This is a genomic window from Nocardia sp. NPDC049707 (assembly GCF_040674855.1).
GTDB lineage: Bacteria > Actinomycetota > Actinomycetes > Mycobacteriales > Mycobacteriaceae > Nocardia.
Genome location: NZ_JBFANN010000001.1, coordinates 1 through 18,316, shown reverse-complemented (window position 1 = coordinate 18,316; position 18,316 = coordinate 1). Strand labels below are relative to the sequence as shown.

The following is an 18,316-nucleotide window of genomic DNA, read 5'->3' as shown; positions in this document are numbered from 1 at the left end:
ATCCACGGGAATCTCTACACCGTTCACAACGACACCGCCTCGTAAAGTTTGCCGACTTCATCGCGGCCGATCACGCGCAGCGTGCCGGGCCGCTGGTCGCCCAGCGCGACCGGACCGATATTGGTGCGCACCAACCGGGTCACCGGATGGCCGACTGCGTCGAGCAGCCGGCGCACGATGTGCTTGCGTCCTTCGTGCAATACGATCTTGACCAGCGAACGTCCCTCGCCCAGCTCGAGCACCTGGAACCTGTCGACCTTGGCCGGACCGTCGTCGAGTTCGACGCCGTCGCGCAGGCGCTTGCCGACCGACTTGTTGTGGACCTCACCGTTCACCGTCGCCAGATAAGTCTTGGGCACCTGGAACGACGGATGCATGAGCCGATGTGCGAGGTCGCCGTCATTGGTGAGCAGCAACAGCCCCTCGGTGTCGGCATCCAGCCTGCCGACGTGGAACAGGCGCTGACCGGCCGCGATACGTTCGGCGACGATATCGCCGACGCACGGGCGGCCCAGATCGTCGGACATGGTGGACTGCCAGCCCTTGGGCTTGTTCAGCGCGATATGGACCAGCTCCTCGCGCACCATCACGCGGGTGCCGTCCACGCGGACCACGGCATGCTGCGGATCGATCCGCAGGCCCTGCTCGGTGACGATGGCGCCGTCGACCTCGACCCGGCCCTGGGCGATCATCTCCTCGGCGGCGCGGCGCGAAGCGACACCGGCCTTGGCGAGCACCTTCTGCAGTCGCTCGCCCTCACCCGACGGCAGCTTCTCGTGGCCGCCCTCGGCGGGCTGGTCGACGTGCTGTTTCCGGGCGGGCTTGGCGTTGCTCAGTAGCGGGGCGGCGACGACCTTCTTCTGCGGCTTCGAATTCTTGGCCTTCTTACCGACGGGCGCGGACATCGCTGCCGACGTCGTGCGGCGCGACGGATTGCCTTGCTGCGCAGTGCCTCCCGACGCATAGCCGCGCGAGCCAGCGGCATGTGGTGCCGAACCGCCTTGTGCGGCACCACGATAGGCGTCGCCACGCGGACCACGATGATCGAAGCCGCCCTGTGACGAACCGCGGTAGCCCGAGCCCCCCTGCGAGGAACCGCGATAACCACTCTCGCCCTGGCGCGAACCGCGATAACCGCCACCCTGCGACGCGCCACGTCGGTCGGAGCCACGGTCGGCGGAGCCGCGATAGCCGCTCTCCCCCTGCGACGAATGACGGTATCCGCCGCCGCCCTGTGAGGTGCCGCGGTAGTCACCGCCACGCGCGGAGCCGCGCTGATCGCCCCGCGACGAGCCGCGGTAACCACGATCGTCACCTTCTGAATTCCCCCGATGCCCCCCCTGCGAGGAGCCGCCCCATGCGGCCCCGCGCTGGGTACCTCCCCGTTGCGCCGAACGCGTATCGCGTGCGTTTCGGCCTGCACCGCCCCTACTGGGCTGGTCGCTTCTGGTCCTACGATCCGGTGTGCCATCTCGGCGAGCGGGCGTATTCATGTTGTCCTGTCAGTCTTATTCGGTACCGAGATCCAAATCGGTCTCGGCGGATTTCCTCAGCCTGGTGTAACGGGGGTCCGTGTCCAGGCTCTCGTTGATCTCGTCGATCAGGTCGACGCCCGGCAGCAGGGGCGCCAGTGGCGGCAGATCGGACAGTGATGCGAGTCCGATCCGTTCCAGGAACAGTTCGGTCGTGCGGTACTGCGTGCCGTTCGTGTCCGGGTCGACCCCGGCCTCGGCGATCAATCCGCGAGCCAGCAGGGTTCGCATCACACCGTCGACGTTCACGCCGCGCACCGCGCTGACCCTGGTCCGGGTCACCGGTTGGCGGTATGCCACCACCGCCAATGTTTCCAAAGCGGCCCTGGTCAATTTCGACCGGGCGCCGTCGAGCAGCATCCGTTCCACATACGGCGCGTACTCGCTGCGAGTATAGAAGCGCCACCCGTCACCCACGAAACGAAGATCGATGCCACTGGCCCGCGCAGACATTTCCGCCGCCATATCGTGCAGCACCCGCTCCACCCGCGCCGGTTTATCCCGCAACGCGTCGGCCAGCAGTTCTACCGGCGCCGGAGCATCCACCACGAGCAACATCGCCTCCAACGCCGACCGGAATTCATCATCATCCAGCGGTTCCGGCGTGAACTCCGCCACTACGCCATCGGAACCGGCATCGGCGCCCTTTTCGGACTTCACCGCAGTCACGGACGCTGCGGCGTCGACGAGCCTTCCGCGACCGCGTGGCCGCGGTGTCTCGCTGATATCAGCCCCTTCGGCGACATCTCCGATGCCGCCATCGTGTGCGTCCGGCGCCGACTCTTCACTGATGCTCGACGCGAGGGGCACGTCATCCGCATGCTCGCCCATGACCGCACACTCGATGCCGTTGTGCTCGAGGGGTGTCGCATCATCGGTGCGCTCACTCACCCGTAGTCCTCCTCGATGGTCACGGTGTCGGCGGTCTCGTCCTCGGGGTCACCGGTCCAGCTGATCGAGAGCGGGCCGAGTGGGTCGGGCTGGTCGAACTCGATGGTCTTGCCCCGGTACAGCTCGAGCAGTGCCAGGAAGCGGGCGACGATCTGGATCGGCACCTCGCAGTCTGCGACCAGTTCGCCGAAGGTCGTCCAGCCACCCGGTCCGCGCAATTTGAGCTGTTCGAGGACTAGCGCGGCCTGCTCGGCGACCGAGAACGCGTGCTGGTGCAGGTGGTCGAGTCCGACCCGAGGCACCGGACGAGGCCGGAAGGCCGCCGCGGCGATCGCGGCGAACTCGTGTGCATCAACTCCCAGCCTAACCTCGGGCAACAGGTCGGCGTAGCGCTCCTCCAGCCCGACCGCGCGCGGATAGCGCCGCAACGCGACAGCCTCCAACTCCCCGAGCAATTCGGCGACCTGTTTGAACGCGCGGTACTGCAACAACCGGGCAAAGAGCAGATCGCGCGCCTCGAGCAGCTCGAGATCCTCGGCGTCGGTCACCTCACCGGAGGGCAGCAGTCGCGCCGCCTTGAGATCCAGCAGGGTCGCCGCGACGACCAGGAATTCGGTGGTCTGATCCAGGATCTTGTCCGCGCGCAACGTACCCTGCTGCCCGATGCTGGCGGTCAAAGCCTTTGTGTAGGCAATGAATTCGTCGGTCACCTGATGCAACGCGACCTCGGTCACGTCGAGCTTGCGCGAACTGATCAGATTCAAGAGCAGATCGAACGGCCCCTGAAAGTTGCTCAGCCGCAGCTGGAACCCGGACGTCTGCGCGGTCGGCTCGCTGTCAGGTCTGCCGGGCGGATCATCGTGCGCCGCGGCGGAGTCCTGCGCAGCCGACGCCCCACGCCCGGCGTCGGAGCTCCGATCGGCGAACTCATCAGACCCCGAGCCGAGCGTTTCCGTGTTCGTCGATGGCGCTTCCGTACCGCCGATCACCGGCCGGACCGGTGGATGACTTCCCGCGCCATCGCTCGATATGCTTCGGCCCCACTGGATTTCGGCGCCCACGTGGTGATGGGTTCACCCGCGACGCTCGCGTCCGGAAAGCGCACGGTACGCATGATCGCCGTGTCGTACACCAACTCACCGAACACCTCGACGACACGCGCCATGACCTGTCGCGAATGCAGTAGCCGCGCATCGAACATGGTGACCACGATGCCGTACAGGCTCAGACGCGGGTTCAGGCGGTCCCGCACCTTCTCCACGGTGTCGTTGAGCAGGGCGAGTCCGCGCAGTGAAAAGTACTCGCACTCCATCGGAATGATCACACCATCGGAGCAGGCCAGCGCATTCACCGTGAGCAGGCCGAGCGAGGGCTGACAGTCGATGAGGATGTAGTCATAGCGATCACGCACCGATTGCAGCGCGCGCCCCAGCGTCTGCTCCCGGCCGACCTCGTTGACCAACTGAATTTCCGCGGCCGACAGATCGATATTGCTCGGCAGCAGATCCATATTCTCGACGCGGGTCTCCATCAGGACCTCGTCGATCGATACCTTGGATCCGATGAGCAGGTTGTGCACGGTCAACTCGAGATCGTGGTGGGCCACACCCAATCCCGCCGACAGCGCACCCTGCGGATCCAGGTCCACCAGCAGCACCCGTCGACCGAATTCCGCGAGCGCGGCGCCCAGGTTGATGGTCGAGGTGGTCTTGCCGACGCCCCCCTTCTGATTACACATCGCGACGATCAGCGCATCACCGTGCCGCTCGACCGGCGGCGGGTCGGGCACGGCACGCAGCGGACGCCCCGTCGGGCCGAGCGAGGTGTCTTCGGGGACGGGTTCGGCGCCGTTGCCCCACAGCGTTTCCGCCGCGGCTTCCGAGTACGGACCCGTCCGGGTACCCGTAAGCGGCTGCGCCCCAGCACTCATCGGCGATTCTGCCGCACCGGCTGTCGTCACGATCCGCTGCTCCTTATACGTTCCTGCCCGTTGCCTTCGCCCGCCTCCGGCATCATCTGCCCGAGCGTAGCGAGGCCGATCAGCCCCGACCTCGCTTTCGTACGGTCCAGCTCTCGATAGACGCTACCGCCTTACCGCGCAAGACCCACGCTCGGACACGCGACACCCCCGTTTACCTGCGCAGGCGTCCACGCCCCTAACGCCAATCCGGTCCGCCGTCGAAATGGACGTCGAACCGATCGTGGAGCTCATCCATGCTGTCCCAATCCGCCTCACCCCGAGCGATACGACCGAGCTGCCGGAAGTACTCGAATCGGACGATACCCGGAGTGAGCACCGCGAAGAACTCGGCCGGACCGTCCGCGGACGCCCCGAAGGCATGCACGGTACCCGGCGGAACCACCACCAGACCACCCTTCGCTACCGCGTGACGTGCGCCGTCCACGAGGAAATCCATAGTCCCGTCCAGGACATAGAAGATCTCCGTGGACTTCGTGTGATGGTGCGGCCTGGTCCCATTCGCACCTGCTTGCAAGACGAGCCGATTCGCCCCGAACAGCCCGTCGGTGTTCTCGCTGTCCTCGAGCAACCGGAACGATCCGCCACCGGGCAGCGACACTGCCTCGACATCACGCTCCTGAACGATGAAAGCCTTTGCCATCCAATTCACCTCATATCGGTATGCCGAGACCACCCGATCTCGACATACCGACACAACCGGACCGCAGTCCTATTTTCTTCCCGTCGCGAATTCCCATGCGGCATGCCGAATCCGCCGCCTGCCGATACGGCCCTGCGCACGTTTGGTACGCCACAAACAGATTCATCGGGCAACGCGCGTGCCGCGCCACAGCGGAATCAGCGGGCGCGCGGGTGAGCGGTAGCCCAGACCTCGCGAAGAGTGTTCACAGTGACCAAGGTGTAGATCTGAGTGGTCGTGACCGAGGCATGCCCCAGAAGTTCTTGGACCACGCGCACATCCGCACCCCCGTCGAGCAGATGCGTTGCGAAGGAATGCCGCAGCGTATGCGGCGAAACCGTGGCGCCGATGCCGGCCCGCTCGGCAGCGGTCTGCAGAACCTGCCAGGCACTCTGCCGCGACAACCGCCCACCGCGGGCATTCAGGAACAGCGCGCCCGCAGTGCCTTTCCCATTCGCGGCGAGCACCGGCCTACCCCGCACCAGATATGCGTCGACGGCCGCCAGCGCGGGCCTGCCGATCGGAACCATGCGCTGCTTGCCGCCCTTGCCGTGCAGCACGACAGCCCGTTCCTCGGTATCGAGGTCGTCCACGTCGAGACCAACGATCTCCGAAATCCGCGCCCCGGTCGAATACAGCAGCTCGAGCAGCGCCCGATCGCGCAATCCGCGCGGCCCGCCATCGGTTCCGGCCCCATTCGCATCGCCGATCGGCGCGCCGCCGGCCGCCTCCAGCAACCGCAACACCTGGTCGTACGGCAGCGCTTTCGGCAACCGGCGTCCCGGCGTAGGCGGCTTCACCGCATGTGCGACATCGGTACTCGTCATCCCCTCCGCCGCGGCGAAGCGATGCAGTCCGCGCACCGCGATCAGCGCACGAGCCACCGAAATGGCTGCCAGCGGCGGGTGCGTCTCCCCACCCGCCCGCAACGCCATTGTGAACTCCGCGACATCGGATTCACCGACCTGCTCCAGTGCCGTAATCCCGCGCCCGGTCAGGAAATCCCGATACCGATCGAGATCGCGGCGATACGCACCGAGGGTGTTGCGGGCGGCGCCGCGCTCAACCGCAAGATGATCGAGGTAGGCATTCACCTCCCGCGCGACCACCGCCCCGACCCGTCAGTCTTCGGACTGCCGCTGCGCTTTGCGGCGCAGTAATGCGGTCGGCTGCCCCGGCCACGGCGCATCGGCCGGACGCAACTGCGCCCCGCCCGCCCTGGCGGCCACGAGCGCGAGCACACCAGCGACCGCCGTGGCATTGACGATCTCGCCGGCCAACGCGGCCCGCACGGCCTCGTCCACCGGCATGCGGATCAATTCCAGGTCCGCCTCCTCCAATTCCGGATCCGGCCGATCGGTCTCGTACAGCCCCCGCGCGGCATACACCCGCAGCGCCTCATCGGTGAATCCGGGCGAGAGCGCGACATCCACCAGCACCGACCATTCCCTGGCGGCCAGTCCGGTCTCCTCGGCCAATTCGCGTTTCGCCGCTGCCAGTGGATCCTCGCCGGGCACATCGAGCAACCCGGCGGGCAACTCGAGCAGCCGACGACCGATCGGATGCCGATACTGCCTGATCAACACCACATTGTCGGCATCATCGATCGCCGCGACCGCGACCGCCGCATGATGCTCGACCACCTCGCGATCGACGACGCGTCCGCCCGGCATGGCCACCTCATCGAGCCGCAAGGCGAGGATGGCGCCGCTGTACACGGTCTTGCTCGCCACCGTCTCGAAATCGTGGCTGCCTGGCCGGGCTCCCCCGCTATCACTCATCTATGACGCCTGATCTGCGTTCGCGAACTCTTCATCCGGGATATCGACCGGAAGCCGCTCGGCCAGTTTATATCTCAGCGCCGCCGCGATCAGGGCGGCGAACAACGGGTGCGGCCGGGTCGGGCGACTCTTGAGCTCCGGATGCGCCTGGGTGGCCACGAAGAACGGATGCTTATCCGCGGGCAACTCGACGAATTCGACCAGATGCCCGTCGGGCGAGGTACCGCTGAATTTCAAACCGCTGGTGGCGATCTTGTCGCGGTAGGCGTTGTTCACCTCGTAGCGATGCCGGTGCCGCTCGGAGACCTGCTCGGTGCCGTAGGCCTGCGCGACCACCGACCCCTTCTGCAGCGTCGCCGGGTAGGCACCCAGGCGCATGGTGCCGCCGAGATCGGCCTCGCCGGCAACGATCTCCTTCTGATCTGCCATGGTGGAAATCACCGGATGCGGTGTGTCCGGCTCGAATTCGGCTGAATTGGCTTCGGCCAGACCGACCGAACGCGCCGCCTCGATGACCACACACTGCAGGCCGAGACACAGGCCGAGCAGCGGAAGCCCCCTGGTCCGCGCATATTTGATGGCACCGACCTTGCCCTCGATGCCACGGATACCGAATCCGCCCGGAATCAGCACCGCGTCCACGTCGCGCAGCGCGGCCTGCGCACCCGCCGGGGTCTCGCACTCATCCGACTGCACCCAGCGGATGTTCACCTTGGCCCGCGAGGCGAATCCGCCCGCGCGCAACGCCTCGGTTACCGACAGATACGCATCGGGCAGATCGACGTACTTGCCGACCAGCGCGACCTCGACCGTCTCCCGCGGCTGGTGCACTCGATCCAGCAGATCGCCCCAGACGGTCCAGTCCACGTCCCGGAACGGTAGCCCGAGCCTGCGCACCACATAGGCGTCCAGACCCTCACGGTGCAGCACCTTGGGAATGTCGTAGATCGACGGCGCGTCCGGCGTGGAGATGCACGCATCCACGTCGACGTCGCACATCAGCGCGATCTTGCTCTTGAGCGCCTGCGGCACTTCGCGATCGCAGCGCAGGATCAGCGCATCGGGCTGAATACCGATATTGCGCAGCGCGGCCACCGAATGCTGGGTCGGCTTGGTCTTGAGCTCACCCGAGGGTGCGAGGTAGGGCACCAGCGATACGTGCAGGAAGAACACATTGTCTCGGCCCACATCGTGGCGGATCTGGCGGGCCGCCTCCAGGAAGGGCTGCGATTCGATATCGCCGACGGTGCCACCGATTTCGGTGATCACCACATCGGGCACCTGTCCCTGCAGATCCGGGCCCTGCATCGCCGAGATGCGACTCTTGATCTCGTCGGTGATGTGCGGGATGACCTGCACCGTGTCACCGAGGTATTCGCCGCGGCGCTCCTTGGCGATCACCGACGAATAGATTTGCCCGGTCGTCACATTCGCGTCCCGGGACAGATCCCGATCGAGGAACCGCTCGTAGTGGCCGACGTCGAGATCGGTCTCCGCGCCGTCTTCGGTGACGAACACTTCTCCGTGCTGGAACGGATTCATGGTGCCCGGATCGACGTTCAAGTACGGGTCGAGTTTCTGCATGGTCACCCGCAGTCCGCGCGCGGTCAGCAGCTGACCGAGGCTGGAGGCGGTAAGACCCTTACCCAATGAGGAGGCGACACCGCCGCTGACGAAGATGTGCTTCGTGGCCGTTCGCGCCTGATTCCGTGTATGACCCACGGGTCTTCACGGTAACACGAAATTGCTGGTCTGATCACACGCCACGCACGTTTGCCACCCAGTCGCTGCCATCGATCGGATCCGGCCCTTGCACCATGTTCGCAGCGCGGGTCGGGCGAATCAGCTCGCGGGCGGCGCGACGAGTGTGAGGGAGGTCGCCTTGGTGCCGGTTCCGTATCGGCCCGCACCGCCGTTGAGCTGCTCGCTCAAGCCGAGCACGGTGGTGAGGCGGCCGATCTCGCGGTCGAGATTGTCGACGGTGGTGACGGCCGTGGCCAGCGCGGCGTCGGACCGAATGATCGAGATCGGGCCCGGATTGTCGGCCGCGCCGGAACGCCCCGCCAGCACCGCACCCGCACCGCGGCCGCGCAGCGCGCCGGCAAATCGGGCGATATTGCTGCCCTGACTGTTCGCACTGGACTTCGCGCCGTCGCCGGTGACGACAACGGCGAGGTTCGCGGCCTGCGTCGGGGTGTCGCCGTAGGCGAGGAAACCGCCGCCACGCAACGTCTCCAGCACCAGGCTCAGCTCCTGCGGGGTGCTGCGCGCTTGCGGGCTCGCCGGATCGAGCAGCAGCACCAGGCCGAGCAGATCACCGGCCATACTGCCCTGATCCACCTGACCGGTGCGCAGCTGCGCGCCCGCGGGGATGACATTGGTGACCGCGGTGCGCATCCGGTCACCCTCGGCGGCGTCGAGGAAGGCGTCGGTGAGTGCTATGCGGCCGGTCACGGTCGCGCCGGAGGTTTCCAGATCCTTCGCGACGGCCTCGACATCGGCGGGTTCGGCGTCGGGGGTCGTGAACACCACGACGCTGCGGTCGGTGAGCGTGCCACCGAGGATCCGCCCCGCCGATCCGGCGATGAACCGGTCCGCCGCATTCATTTCGTCACTGAGCCGCCGGTTCTGCTCGGTGGCCACATCGAGCTGTTTGCGCAGATCCGTTTTATCCGCGCGCAATCCGGACAGCAGGTCCGCAGCCACGGTCTGCGACCCGAGCACCACGCCGATGGCGAGGGCCAGGAAGATCGCGACGATCGAAACGGCGTGCTGCCGAATCGAAATCATCGGCTACCTCCGACAGAAAGGCCCTGGGCCCATAGCTCGAACCGGTTCCAGGTATCGCTGGCCCAATCCAGTGCCTCGGTCCCCATATTCGAGGCGAGCATGGCCACGATCACCGCGACGAGGGCGGCGAGCACGACCATCGCGATGGCGGTGCCGGTCACCCGGTTTCGATAGAGCGTGCCGACGGCCTTGGCATCCACGAGTTTGGGGCCGATTTTCAGCCGGGTGAGGAAGGTCGCCGGATTGCTGTCGCGGCGGCCGCGGTCGAAGAAATCGTCCAGCGAGGCGGCAGCACCGGCGGTCACGATCAGCGCTGCGCCGTGGTGGTGGGCCAGCAGCAGCGCCAGATCGGACGGTGCTCCGGACGACGGAAAGGTCGTCGCGCCGATGCCGAGATCCTGGATGCGTTCCAGCCCCTTGGCATGGCCGTCGGTATCGGCGGGCAGGATCATCTCGGCACCGGATTTCAAGGTGGCGGTGGTGATTTCATCCGGGTCGCCGACAATCAGATCGGGACGGTAGCCGTCTTTCATCAAGGTGTCCGCGCCGCGGCCGACGCCGACCATGATCGGGGCATATTCCTTGATGAACGGCTTCAGTCGCTTGAGATCGTCCGCGTGCTCCGGGCCATCGGCGACCACGACCACATGCCGATTCTTCATATCGAGCTCGAGCTCCGGCACCCCGATACCGTCGATGAGCAGCGCACTCTCGGTGCGAATGAATTCGATGGCATTGCCCGCGAAGGCCTCCAGATGATCAGCGAGGCCGTTGCGCGCCTCGATCATCCGCTCGGCGATATCGGATTCGGTCAGCTCGATGCCCGTGACCAGGACCTCGGGCTCCTTCTTGACCAGCTTGTCGGCGTAGACGACGCCCTCATCGATGCGGACCTTGGTGCCGTCCTTGATTCGGAAGGCGTCCGAACTCACGGTATCCAGCAGCAGAATTCCGTTGGCGACCAACACTTCCGGCCCCAGATTGGGATAGCGGCCCGAGATCGATGGCGAGGTATTCACCACCGCGGCCACGCCTGCCTCGACCAACCGATCGGCGGTGATCCGATCCAGATCCATTTCATCGAGTATGACGACATCACCGGGCCCGACCCGCTTCAGCAGACGCCTGGTGTTGCGGTCAACCCGAGCTATCCCGGTCAGCCCGGGCAGCGCTTCGGTGTTCCTCGACAACAACGCCAGCATCTTCATGGGCCAGATACTGACCGCAAACCCTCAACCATTGGTGGAGGCGCGCCGAATCAACTTTCACATTCGCCACTGTGGTACCACGAACACCACGCCGCCATCAGAAACACCTCAACCAATACCCGTATGCTGCGGGTCACAGATATCCCGAATGAGGAGTCACCATGGTCAGCAGCACCGTCGACGCCGTGATCGCGGCACCGCGCGATGTCGTCTACAAGTTCTTCACCGAGCGGGACGGCATCAACCCGTATATCCCGGTCGATTTCACCCTGAAGACCCCTGGTTCTCCCACCCCGTCGGGCGTCGGCGCGCAGTACTTCATCGGCAAAGCCGGCGTCGGCATCGTCGAGGAGACCACCAAGCTGGTCCCCGGCGAGCTGATGGAATACAAGATCATCAAGGGTGCTCCGGTGAAGCGGCACGTCGGCACCATCACGTTCACCGACGCCGGTAACGGCACCCTGGTCTCCTACACGATGGAGTCCGAGCCCAGCCTTCCGATCCCGGCCAAGGTGGTGGAGCTCGGCCTCGAGAACCTCATCAACCAGTTCCTCAAGGGCGCCCAGAAAGCCCTGCGCTGACCTCAGGCAAGGGCACGTTCGGCGCGGGCGGTTTCGAGGAGTTCCTCGGCGTGGGCTCGGCCGGTTTCGGTGTCATCGAGACCGGCCAGCATGCGAGCCAATTCGATGACGCGCTCATCTTTGGTCAATGCCCGGACGCCGCTGTTGACCTTGCCCTTGCCGTCATCGGACTTGTCCACCACCAGATGGGTGTCGGCGAAGGCCGCGACCTGCGGCAGATGGGTCACCACGATCACCTGATGGGTGCGGGCGAGCCGGGCCAGCCGACGCCCGATCTCGACCGCGGCCCGACCACCGACACCGGCATCGACCTCGTCGAACACCATGGTCGCACCATGATCCGAACTGGCGAGCACCACTTCGAGAGCCAGCATCACCCGCGACAGCTCACCACCGGAAGCGCTCTTGCTCAACGGCAATGACTGCGCGCCGGAATGCGCGGACAGCCGAAATTCCACCTCGTCGACACCAGTGGAACCCGCATGCAATTCCTGTCCGTCCACTGTCAGTGGCGCGGAATCCTGCGGGCTCGCGGGCACCAGCCGCACCACGACCTCGAGCTTCGCCCTACCCATTGCGAGCCCACCGAGTTCGGTGCTCACCGCCGAGGCGAGCTTGCCCGCCGACTTGGTGCGCGCCGCAGTCAATTTGCGTGCCGCTTCCCGAACGCGTTCCGCGGCGATATCCACCTCAGCCGCCAGCGCGGCCAACGCCTCTTCGGAGACGTCGAGCGAGCCGAGACGCGTGCGCGCCTCATCAGCCCACGCGATCACCCCGTCGATATCCGGTGCGTACTTACGGGTCAGTGATTTCAATTCGGCCTGCCGGGTGAGCAGCGAATCCAAAGCGCCTGGATCCGAAGGCAAATTCGAAAGGTAGCCACTGAGTTCGGTAGTGAGATCGACGACCACCGCGATTGCCTCACCGAGTCGCGGCCCGAGCGCGGTCAGTGCCGGATCGTGGGCCGATTCGATGCGGGCCCGCGCGGCGCCGAGCAGTTCCAGTGCGCCCGAACCGTCTTCCGGCGAATCAGCCGGACCGGCCAAGGCGTCGTGCGCGATCGCGGCGGCCTCGCGCAGCGAATCCAGATCGCTGAGCCTGCGCACCTCGTCGACGATGCGCACATCTTCGCCGGGTTCCGGTGCGATGGTGTCGATTTCGGACAGCGAATGCTTCAGCCGGTCGGCCTCCAGCGCGAGTTCCCTACTGTGTGCGGTACGTTCGAGCAGCTCATTGCGGGCGTCGAGCCAGGATCGTCGCCGCACCTGGTACTTTCGCAGCAGCGGACCGACCGTATCCGCGGCGAACTGGTCCAGCGCCGACAGCTGCTGCTCCGGACGCTGCAGCCGCAACTGATCGTTCTGACCATGCACGGTCAGCAACGGCGCGGTGAAATCGGCGAGGACAGCGGCGGGTACACCACGACCCCCGAGGTGCGCGCGCGAGCGTCCGTCGCTGCCGACAGTGCGGATCGCGATGATGCTGCCGTCGTCATCGCGTTCGGCCGCAGCCGATTCCAGGACGCCCTGCACCTGCTTCTGCGCGGTGGTATTCACCTCGTCGACGGTGAACCTCCCCTCGACCACAGCCCGTGCCGCACCCAACCGGACGCGGCCCGCATCAGCCCGCGCCCCGCTGAGCAGGTGCAGGCTGGTCACCACCATGGTCTTACCGGCACCAGTCTCACCGGTCAGAACCGTGAGACCCGCATGGAATTGCGCGGTAGCCGTGGATATGACGCCAAGCCCGTCAATCCTGATCTCTGTCAGCACTCGTCCTCACCCACCCCGCCGGCTCCGCCGGCTGCCGTCCCCCGGCTGCTCTCCGTTCGCCGTCGGCCACGCCAGCCTGTCACGGGCAATTGGAATTTGCGCACCATTCGGTCGGCGAACGGTGCGGAATCCAACCGCACCCACCGCACCGGTTCGGCGCCGCGAACCGCCTCGAGCCGCCCGCCCTTCGGCAATGCCAGGGTGCGCCTGCCATCCAGGATGGCTATCGCATCATGGCCCGCCGCTACGGATTCGACCGCGATCCTCGACTCCGGACTGGTCACCAGCGGCCGCGCGAACAGGGCGTGCGCATTGCTCGGAATCACCAGCAGCGCTTCGAGTTCCGGCCACACCACCGGGCCGCCCGCGGAGAACGCGTAGGCGGTCGATCCGGTCGGTGTGGAGATGAGGATGCCGTCGCAGCCGAACTGCGAAACCGGACGCCCGTCGACCTCCAACACCACTTCGAGCACACCCATGCGCGCGGCGTTCTCGATGCTGGCTTCATTGAGCGCCCAACCGGTTTCGATGACCTCATCGTCCACCTGGACGCTCACATCGATGGTCATCCGATGCTCGAGACGGTATTCGCCGCGGACCACGCTCGCCAATGCCTCGTCGAGATGTTCGGCCTCGGCCTCGGTGAGAAAACCGATGCGGCCCAGATTGATTCCGAGCACCGGCACCCCCGCGGGCCTGGCCAATTCGGCCGCGCGCAGGAAGGTGCCGTCACCGCCGAGCGAGAGCACCATCTCGCAGCCGACCGCCGCGTCCGGGCAGTGCTCGACCACACTGGCCGGATATCCGCCCGGTTCGGCGACGGCCGTCCGGCCCGAGGTGTCGGGCTCACAGTCGAATCGCGTGCTGTACGCCTCGTCCGCGAGCACGCGCAGCCCGATGCCCGCATCCGCGAAAATCTTCGCGACGCGATGGGCGGTTTCGATGATCTCCGCCCGGCCCGGATGCGAAACCAGCAGAATCTCTCGGGATCCGGCCGGCGTCAGCGCGTTCACTGTGGACCCTCCTCAACCGCACGTTCGACGAGGGCCGCGACCTGCTCGCCGTCGTACTCGAACTGCCCGTCCTTACGGAGCCACACAAAGTATTCGACATTGCCCGATGGGCCGGGCAGCGGGCTGGCCACCACCCCGACAGTGCGCAAGCCCAATTCAGCGGCGGCCGCCGCGACATCGCGCACCACTTCCGCGCGCAGTGCGGGCTCGCGCACCACACCGCCGGAGCCTACCCGCTCCTTGCCCACCTCGAACTGGGGTTTGACCATAGGCAACAGGTCGGCGCCTGGCGCGGCACAGGCCGCGAGCGCGGGCAGCACCAGATTCAGCGAGATGAACGACAGATCTCCGACGACGAGTTCGACGGTGCCGTCAATGGATTCGGGGGTGATGGCGCGGACATTGGTGCGATCGAAAACGCGCACCCGGTCGTCCTTCTGCAGCCGCCAGATCAGCTGGCCGTAGCCGACGTCGACGGCGACGACCTCACGCGCCTGCCTGGAGAGCAGCACATCGGTGAAGCCACCGGTCGACGCACCGGCATCCAGGCAGCGCTTACCTGCGACGGTCAAGCCCTGAGGTTCGAATGTCTCGAGCGCGCCGAGCAGCTTGTGCGCACCGCGCGACGCCCACGACACCTCATCGGGCTCCGCGCGCACGACCAACGGCGTGCCCGCCTCGACAGCCGTCGCCGGCTTCACGGCGACCGTTCCAGCAATCAGGACGCGGCCCGCACCGATCAGCTCGACCGCATGTTCACGCGATCGCGCCAATCCGCGGCGAACCAGTTCGGCGTCCACCCGCGCGCGCCTGGCCACCTCAGATCTTGTCCACCGTGGCCAGTGCCTGCACAAGCACCTCATGTGCCTGCTCCAGGATGCGGGCGCGCCGCGTGATATCGGTGCCGGAATCGGAGTCCGTCGGCGGCGCCGCCGCCAGGCCGGTCCACGCCGGACGCGCGTCGAGTTCGGCGAGCAAGCCATCGACCTCGGCACGGATTCGCATCGGATCGGCAGGCTCCAGGCGTCCCGGTCCGCCCGGCAGATGCTGGCCGGGCAGCGGTGGCCCGGGGCGGGGTCCGTTCGAGCCGGGGCCGTTGGGGCGGGGCATCGGAGTAGTCATCGTGGGATCAACGCTATCGGATTTCCGAACTGGACGCGCGCACCCTTACGGCTCGTCCCGGGTTACGCCGTAAGCGTTCCGCCAAGTCGTCGGCGAGGTCGGTCGCCTCGCCCTCGGCTGGCGGGTGATTCAGTGCGTCCAATGACTCCGAGGCATAGGTCGGGATCAGGTCCGCAGGGGCGTCGCGTAGTTCGTCAAGGGTGCTCACACCGGTCAGCACCAGCAGCGATTCGAGACCGACGCGGTTGGCGCCCTCGATATCGGTGTCCAGACGATCGCCCACCACCAGCGCGCTGCGAGTTCCGGCGCGTACCAAGGCGTCTTCCAGCAGTGGCGCATAGGGTTTGCCCGCTACCACCGGCTCTCTGCCAGAGGCGGCACGCAGTGCGGCGACCATGGCGCCGTTGCCGGGCGCGAGACCGCGCTCGTTCGGCAGCGTCCTATCGGTATTGGCGGCGACCCACAGTGCGTCGGCGCTCAACGCATAGGCCGCCTCGGCCAGATCCGGCCAGGCGGTTTCGGGTGAATGTCCTTGTACGACAGCATCGGGCGCGGCGCCGTTGAAGCGCCGGATCGCAATCAGCCCGACCGCCTCGACCTCCTTGGCCAGGTCATCGGTGCCGACGATCAACACCGTGGCCCCGGAATCGAGCCGCTGCGCCAACACGCGTGCCGCCGCCTGCGCACTGGTCACCACATCATCGGCTTCCGCCGCGAATCCGAGCTCGGCCAAATGCCGCGCAACCACGTCCGGACCACGGCTCGCATTATTCGTGACATACACAAGCCGCTGTGCCATAACGGAATCCGCCAGCGCCTCCGGCGCGCCCTCGATCACCTCTGGCCCGCGATACAGCGTGCCGTCCAGATCAAGCAGCAGAGCTGCATATCGCTCTCGTAGCCGCTTCACACCACTCTCACTTCATGTCGCCGACCGACACCTTGCCGTTCCCGAACCCTACGCCAGCCCGTCGACACGAAAATGAACACCAGGCGGTGCACAGCCTGTGCCGGCACGGCCCAACACACTCGGCCGCACCTTCGTTTCATGTTGAGGCGCAGGAAGCCCGTTCCAGTCACCACACGCGACGAGGTCGTCGATGGCGGGTCACGGCCGCAGAACCCTACAAGTCGGTGTCGCCGGTCAGTTCTTCGGCGCGTTCCTCGGCATCGGTTTCACCGTCGAGGTCGGCCGCGGCGGCATTGAGGAACCAGGTGAGGCCCTCGGCCGTGCGGCCCGCGGCGACCAGGGCGTCGGCGTAGGCGTAGAAAAGGCGGGCGGCGGCGGAACCGGTGCGGGAGCGGTCGAGTTCCGAGGTTTGCAGGGTGACAACGGCCTGATCGTATTGGCCGAGGTCCATGCGGGCGCCGGCGACCACGATGCGGAGTTCGGTGGCCTCGTCACCGCGCAGGGCGCGGGCCTCGTCGCTGCGGCCGAGTTCGATGGCACGTTCGGGGCGGCCGAGGCCGCGTTCGCAGTCGGCCATGACGGCGAGCAGACCGGAACCGCCGGACATCCGGCGGGCCGTGCGCAATTCGGAAAGGGCTTCAGCCCATTCACCCGCGTGGTAGGCGGTGACACCCGCGGTTTCACGGACCACAGCGATGCGGCCAGCACGTTGGCGGGCGGCCCGTGCATGGGCCAAGGCGAGACGCGGGTCGTCGTCGATGAGCCGGGCCGCCATCACGAGATGCCGGGCTACGGTTTCGGCATTGCCCTTGTCCAGGCTCAGCAGATCACGGCGCACCTCGGTTTCGAGGTCGGCGGCCTGGACGTCATCGGGCAGATCCGGCTCTTCGGGACGCGGTGCGCGTCGATCTGCCGAGCCACCCCCGGCACGTGCACCTTCGCCGCCACGACGGCGATCCTGCACGTCGTCGCCACGGCTCCAGCCACCGCGCTGATCCGAGTCGCCACGACCACCGGATTCGCCGCCACGGTCGAAACCGCCGCGCCGACCGGCGTCATCACGGCGCTTGAACCCGCCGCGTTCGTTCACGTCACTGCGCTGATCCGAGTCGCCACCGCGCTTGAAACCACCGCGCTCACCGCCACCGCGGCTGAACCGATCGCGATCGCCCGAGTCGCCGCGGTTGAAACCACCACGCTCGCCCGAACCGCCACGGCTGAAGCCACCGCGCTCACCGGAACCACGACCGGAGCCGCCACGATCACCAGCACCACTGGGGCCGAAACCACTGCGGTCACCGGAGTCACTGCGCTGTCCGGAATCATTGCCGCGTTTGAAGCCACGGCGCTCGCCGGAATCACCACCACGATTGAAACCGCCACGGTCGCCCGGGCCACCTCGACCGAAACCGCTGCGCTCGCCGGAATCCCCACGTCGGCCGGAATCGCTGCGACCGAAACCACCGCGTTCGCCGGAGCCACTACGGTTGAAACCGCCCCGCTCGCCGGAATCACCGGAACGCTTGAAACCACCGCGTTCGCCCGAACCGCCACGATTGAAGCTGCCACGGTCGCCGGAATCGCCCCGTCGGCCGGAGTCACTGCGCTCGGAACCGCCACGTCCACCGCTGCGACCGAAACCACCGCGATCATCGGCACCGCGGTCGTAGCCGCCACGCTCTCCGGAGCCACCGCGCTTGAAACCACCACGGTCGCTCGCGCTGCGATCATTCGAACCACTCCGGGTCGAGTCGCTGCTGCGTTTGAAGCCGCGCCGTTCGCCGGAATCACCCCGGTCGGAGGAGCCACGGGAGGCACTTCCCCGATCGCGGTCGGGACCGTCCTGCCGGAAGGACTTCCGGCCGTCGTTCTGTTCCGACACGGTGGCCCCTTTCTAGGTTCCGCCAGAGGTTGTCGAACCTCTGAATTCAATCACGTGTCGGCGGTCGGGCCCGAACACGGCATAGATATAGGTGTGTAAACGACGATAGGGGACCCAAATTGTGGGTCCCCTATCGTGAAGGATGTTCCGGCGGTGTCCTACTCTCCCACACCC

17 protein-coding genes are annotated in these 18,316 nt (G+C 66.5%); 1 reads left to right on the top strand and 16 read right to left on the bottom strand.

Translation table 11 applies throughout. From position 1 onward, the window contains the following. Positions 1-23: 23 nt before the first annotated feature. From AB0J29_RS00085 to steA, 10 genes are all read right to left on the bottom strand, one after another. A complete protein-coding gene (locus AB0J29_RS00085) occupies positions 24-905 on the bottom strand; it encodes a pseudouridine synthase (RefSeq protein ID WP_364776844.1) in 882 nt (293 codons plus the stop codon). 603 nt (positions 906-1,508) lie between these two features. After that, on the bottom strand, positions 1,509-2,201 hold the full coding sequence (gene scpB / locus AB0J29_RS00080; protein WP_364777841.1) for an SMC-Scp complex subunit ScpB: 693 nt from the start codon (positions 2,199-2,201) through the stop codon (positions 1,509-1,511). 218 nt (positions 2,202-2,419) lie between these two features. Continuing rightward, entirely contained in the window at positions 2,420-3,226 is an 807-nt protein-coding gene (locus AB0J29_RS00075) for a segregation/condensation protein A (RefSeq protein ID WP_364777838.1), read from the bottom strand. 182 nt (positions 3,227-3,408) lie between these two features. Then, positions 3,409-4,353, bottom strand: coding sequence for a ParA family protein (locus tag AB0J29_RS00070; RefSeq protein WP_364508456.1), 945 nt, complete (start codon positions 4,351-4,353; stop codon positions 3,409-3,411). A 226-nt stretch (positions 4,354-4,579) separates the two neighbouring features. Then, positions 4,580-5,044, bottom strand: coding sequence for a cupin domain-containing protein (locus AB0J29_RS00065; RefSeq protein WP_364776842.1), 465 nt, complete (start codon positions 5,042-5,044; stop codon positions 4,580-4,582). 197 nt (positions 5,045-5,241) lie between these two features. After that, a complete protein-coding gene (xerD, locus tag AB0J29_RS00060) occupies positions 5,242-6,192 on the bottom strand; it encodes a site-specific tyrosine recombinase XerD (protein WP_364776840.1) in 951 nt (316 codons plus the stop codon). Between the two features lie 12 nt (positions 6,193-6,204). Further along, the gene (locus AB0J29_RS00055) at positions 6,205-6,864 is read right to left on the bottom strand and encodes an NUDIX hydrolase (RefSeq protein ID WP_364776838.1); all 660 of its coding nucleotides are present in this window, start codon (positions 6,862-6,864) and stop codon (positions 6,205-6,207) included. After that, positions 6,865-8,586 carry a CTP synthase gene (locus tag AB0J29_RS00050; protein WP_364776836.1) on the bottom strand — a complete coding sequence of 574 codons (1,722 nt, stop codon included), beginning with the start codon at positions 8,584-8,586 and terminating at the stop codon, positions 6,865-6,867. A gap of 120 nt (positions 8,587-8,706) precedes the next feature. Continuing rightward, positions 8,707-9,654 (bottom strand): copper transporter, encoded by a 948-nt coding sequence (locus AB0J29_RS00045; RefSeq protein ID WP_364776834.1) that lies wholly within the window; start codon positions 9,652-9,654, stop codon positions 8,707-8,709. Then, entirely contained in the window at positions 9,651-10,862 is a 1,212-nt protein-coding gene (steA, locus tag AB0J29_RS00040) for a putative cytokinetic ring protein SteA (protein WP_364776832.1), read from the bottom strand. The genes AB0J29_RS00045 and steA overlap by 4 nt, the downstream gene beginning before the upstream one ends. A 161-nt stretch (positions 10,863-11,023) precedes the next feature. Here steA and AB0J29_RS00035 point away from each other — a divergent pair, with 161 nt between their 5' ends. Beyond that, positions 11,024-11,443, top strand: coding sequence for an SRPBCC family protein (locus tag AB0J29_RS00035; protein WP_364776830.1), 420 nt, complete (start codon positions 11,024-11,026; stop codon positions 11,441-11,443). Positions 11,444-11,445: 2 nt separating this feature from the next. Here the strand turns inward: AB0J29_RS00035 and recN are convergent, their stop codons facing one another. From recN to AB0J29_RS00005, 6 genes are all read right to left on the bottom strand, one after another. Further along, positions 11,446-13,215 carry a DNA repair protein RecN gene (gene recN / locus AB0J29_RS00030; protein ID WP_364776828.1) on the bottom strand — a complete coding sequence of 590 codons (1,770 nt, stop codon included), beginning with the start codon at positions 13,213-13,215 and terminating at the stop codon, positions 11,446-11,448. After that, a complete protein-coding gene (locus AB0J29_RS00025; protein WP_364776826.1) occupies positions 13,209-14,228 on the bottom strand; it encodes an NAD kinase in 1,020 nt (339 codons plus the stop codon). Before AB0J29_RS00025 ends, recN begins: the two co-directional genes overlap by 7 nt. Next, positions 14,225-15,046, bottom strand: a complete 822-nt coding sequence (locus AB0J29_RS00020; RefSeq protein ID WP_364776824.1) for a TlyA family RNA methyltransferase — start codon at positions 15,044-15,046, stop codon at positions 14,225-14,227. Before AB0J29_RS00020 ends, AB0J29_RS00025 begins: the two co-directional genes overlap by 4 nt. A 1-nt stretch (position 15,047) precedes the next feature. Then, complete coding sequence (locus tag AB0J29_RS00015) at positions 15,048-15,350, bottom strand: hypothetical protein (protein ID WP_364776822.1); 303 nt, start codon at positions 15,348-15,350, stop codon at positions 15,048-15,050. A gap of 13 nt (positions 15,351-15,363) precedes the next feature. Further along, positions 15,364-16,260 carry an HAD-IIA family hydrolase gene (locus tag AB0J29_RS00010; RefSeq protein WP_364776820.1) on the bottom strand — a complete coding sequence of 299 codons (897 nt, stop codon included), beginning with the start codon at positions 16,258-16,260 and terminating at the stop codon, positions 15,364-15,366. 214 nt (positions 16,261-16,474) lie between these two features. Continuing rightward, positions 16,475-17,350, bottom strand: a complete 876-nt coding sequence (locus tag AB0J29_RS00005; RefSeq protein WP_364777835.1) for a hypothetical protein — start codon at positions 17,348-17,350, stop codon at positions 16,475-16,477. Positions 17,351-18,316: the final 966 nt, after the last annotated feature.

Coding starts and splice junctions, on each gene's coding strand:
- AB0J29_RS00085 (WP_364776844.1), bottom strand. CDS start 905: ATGTCCGCGCCCGTCGGTAAGAAGGCCAAGAATTCGAAGCCGCAGAAG.
- AB0J29_RS00070 (WP_364508456.1), bottom strand. CDS start 4,353: ATGAGTGCTGGGGCGCAGCCGCTTACGGGTACCCGGACGGGTCCGTAC.
- AB0J29_RS00065 (WP_364776842.1), bottom strand. CDS start 5,044: ATGGCAAAGGCTTTCATCGTTCAGGAGCGTGATGTCGAGGCAGTGTCG.
- AB0J29_RS00055 (WP_364776838.1), bottom strand. CDS start 6,864: ATGAGTGATAGCGGGGGAGCCCGGCCAGGCAGCCACGATTTCGAGACG.
- AB0J29_RS00045 (WP_364776834.1), bottom strand. CDS start 9,654: ATGATTTCGATTCGGCAGCACGCCGTTTCGATCGTCGCGATCTTCCTG.
- steA (WP_364776832.1), bottom strand. CDS start 10,862: ATGAAGATGCTGGCGTTGTTGTCGAGGAACACCGAAGCGCTGCCCGGG.
- AB0J29_RS00035 (WP_364776830.1), top strand. CDS start 11,024: ATGGTCAGCAGCACCGTCGACGCCGTGATCGCGGCACCGCGCGATGTC.
- AB0J29_RS00015 (WP_364776822.1), bottom strand. CDS start 15,350: ATGACTACTCCGATGCCCCGCCCCAACGGCCCCGGCTCGAACGGACCC.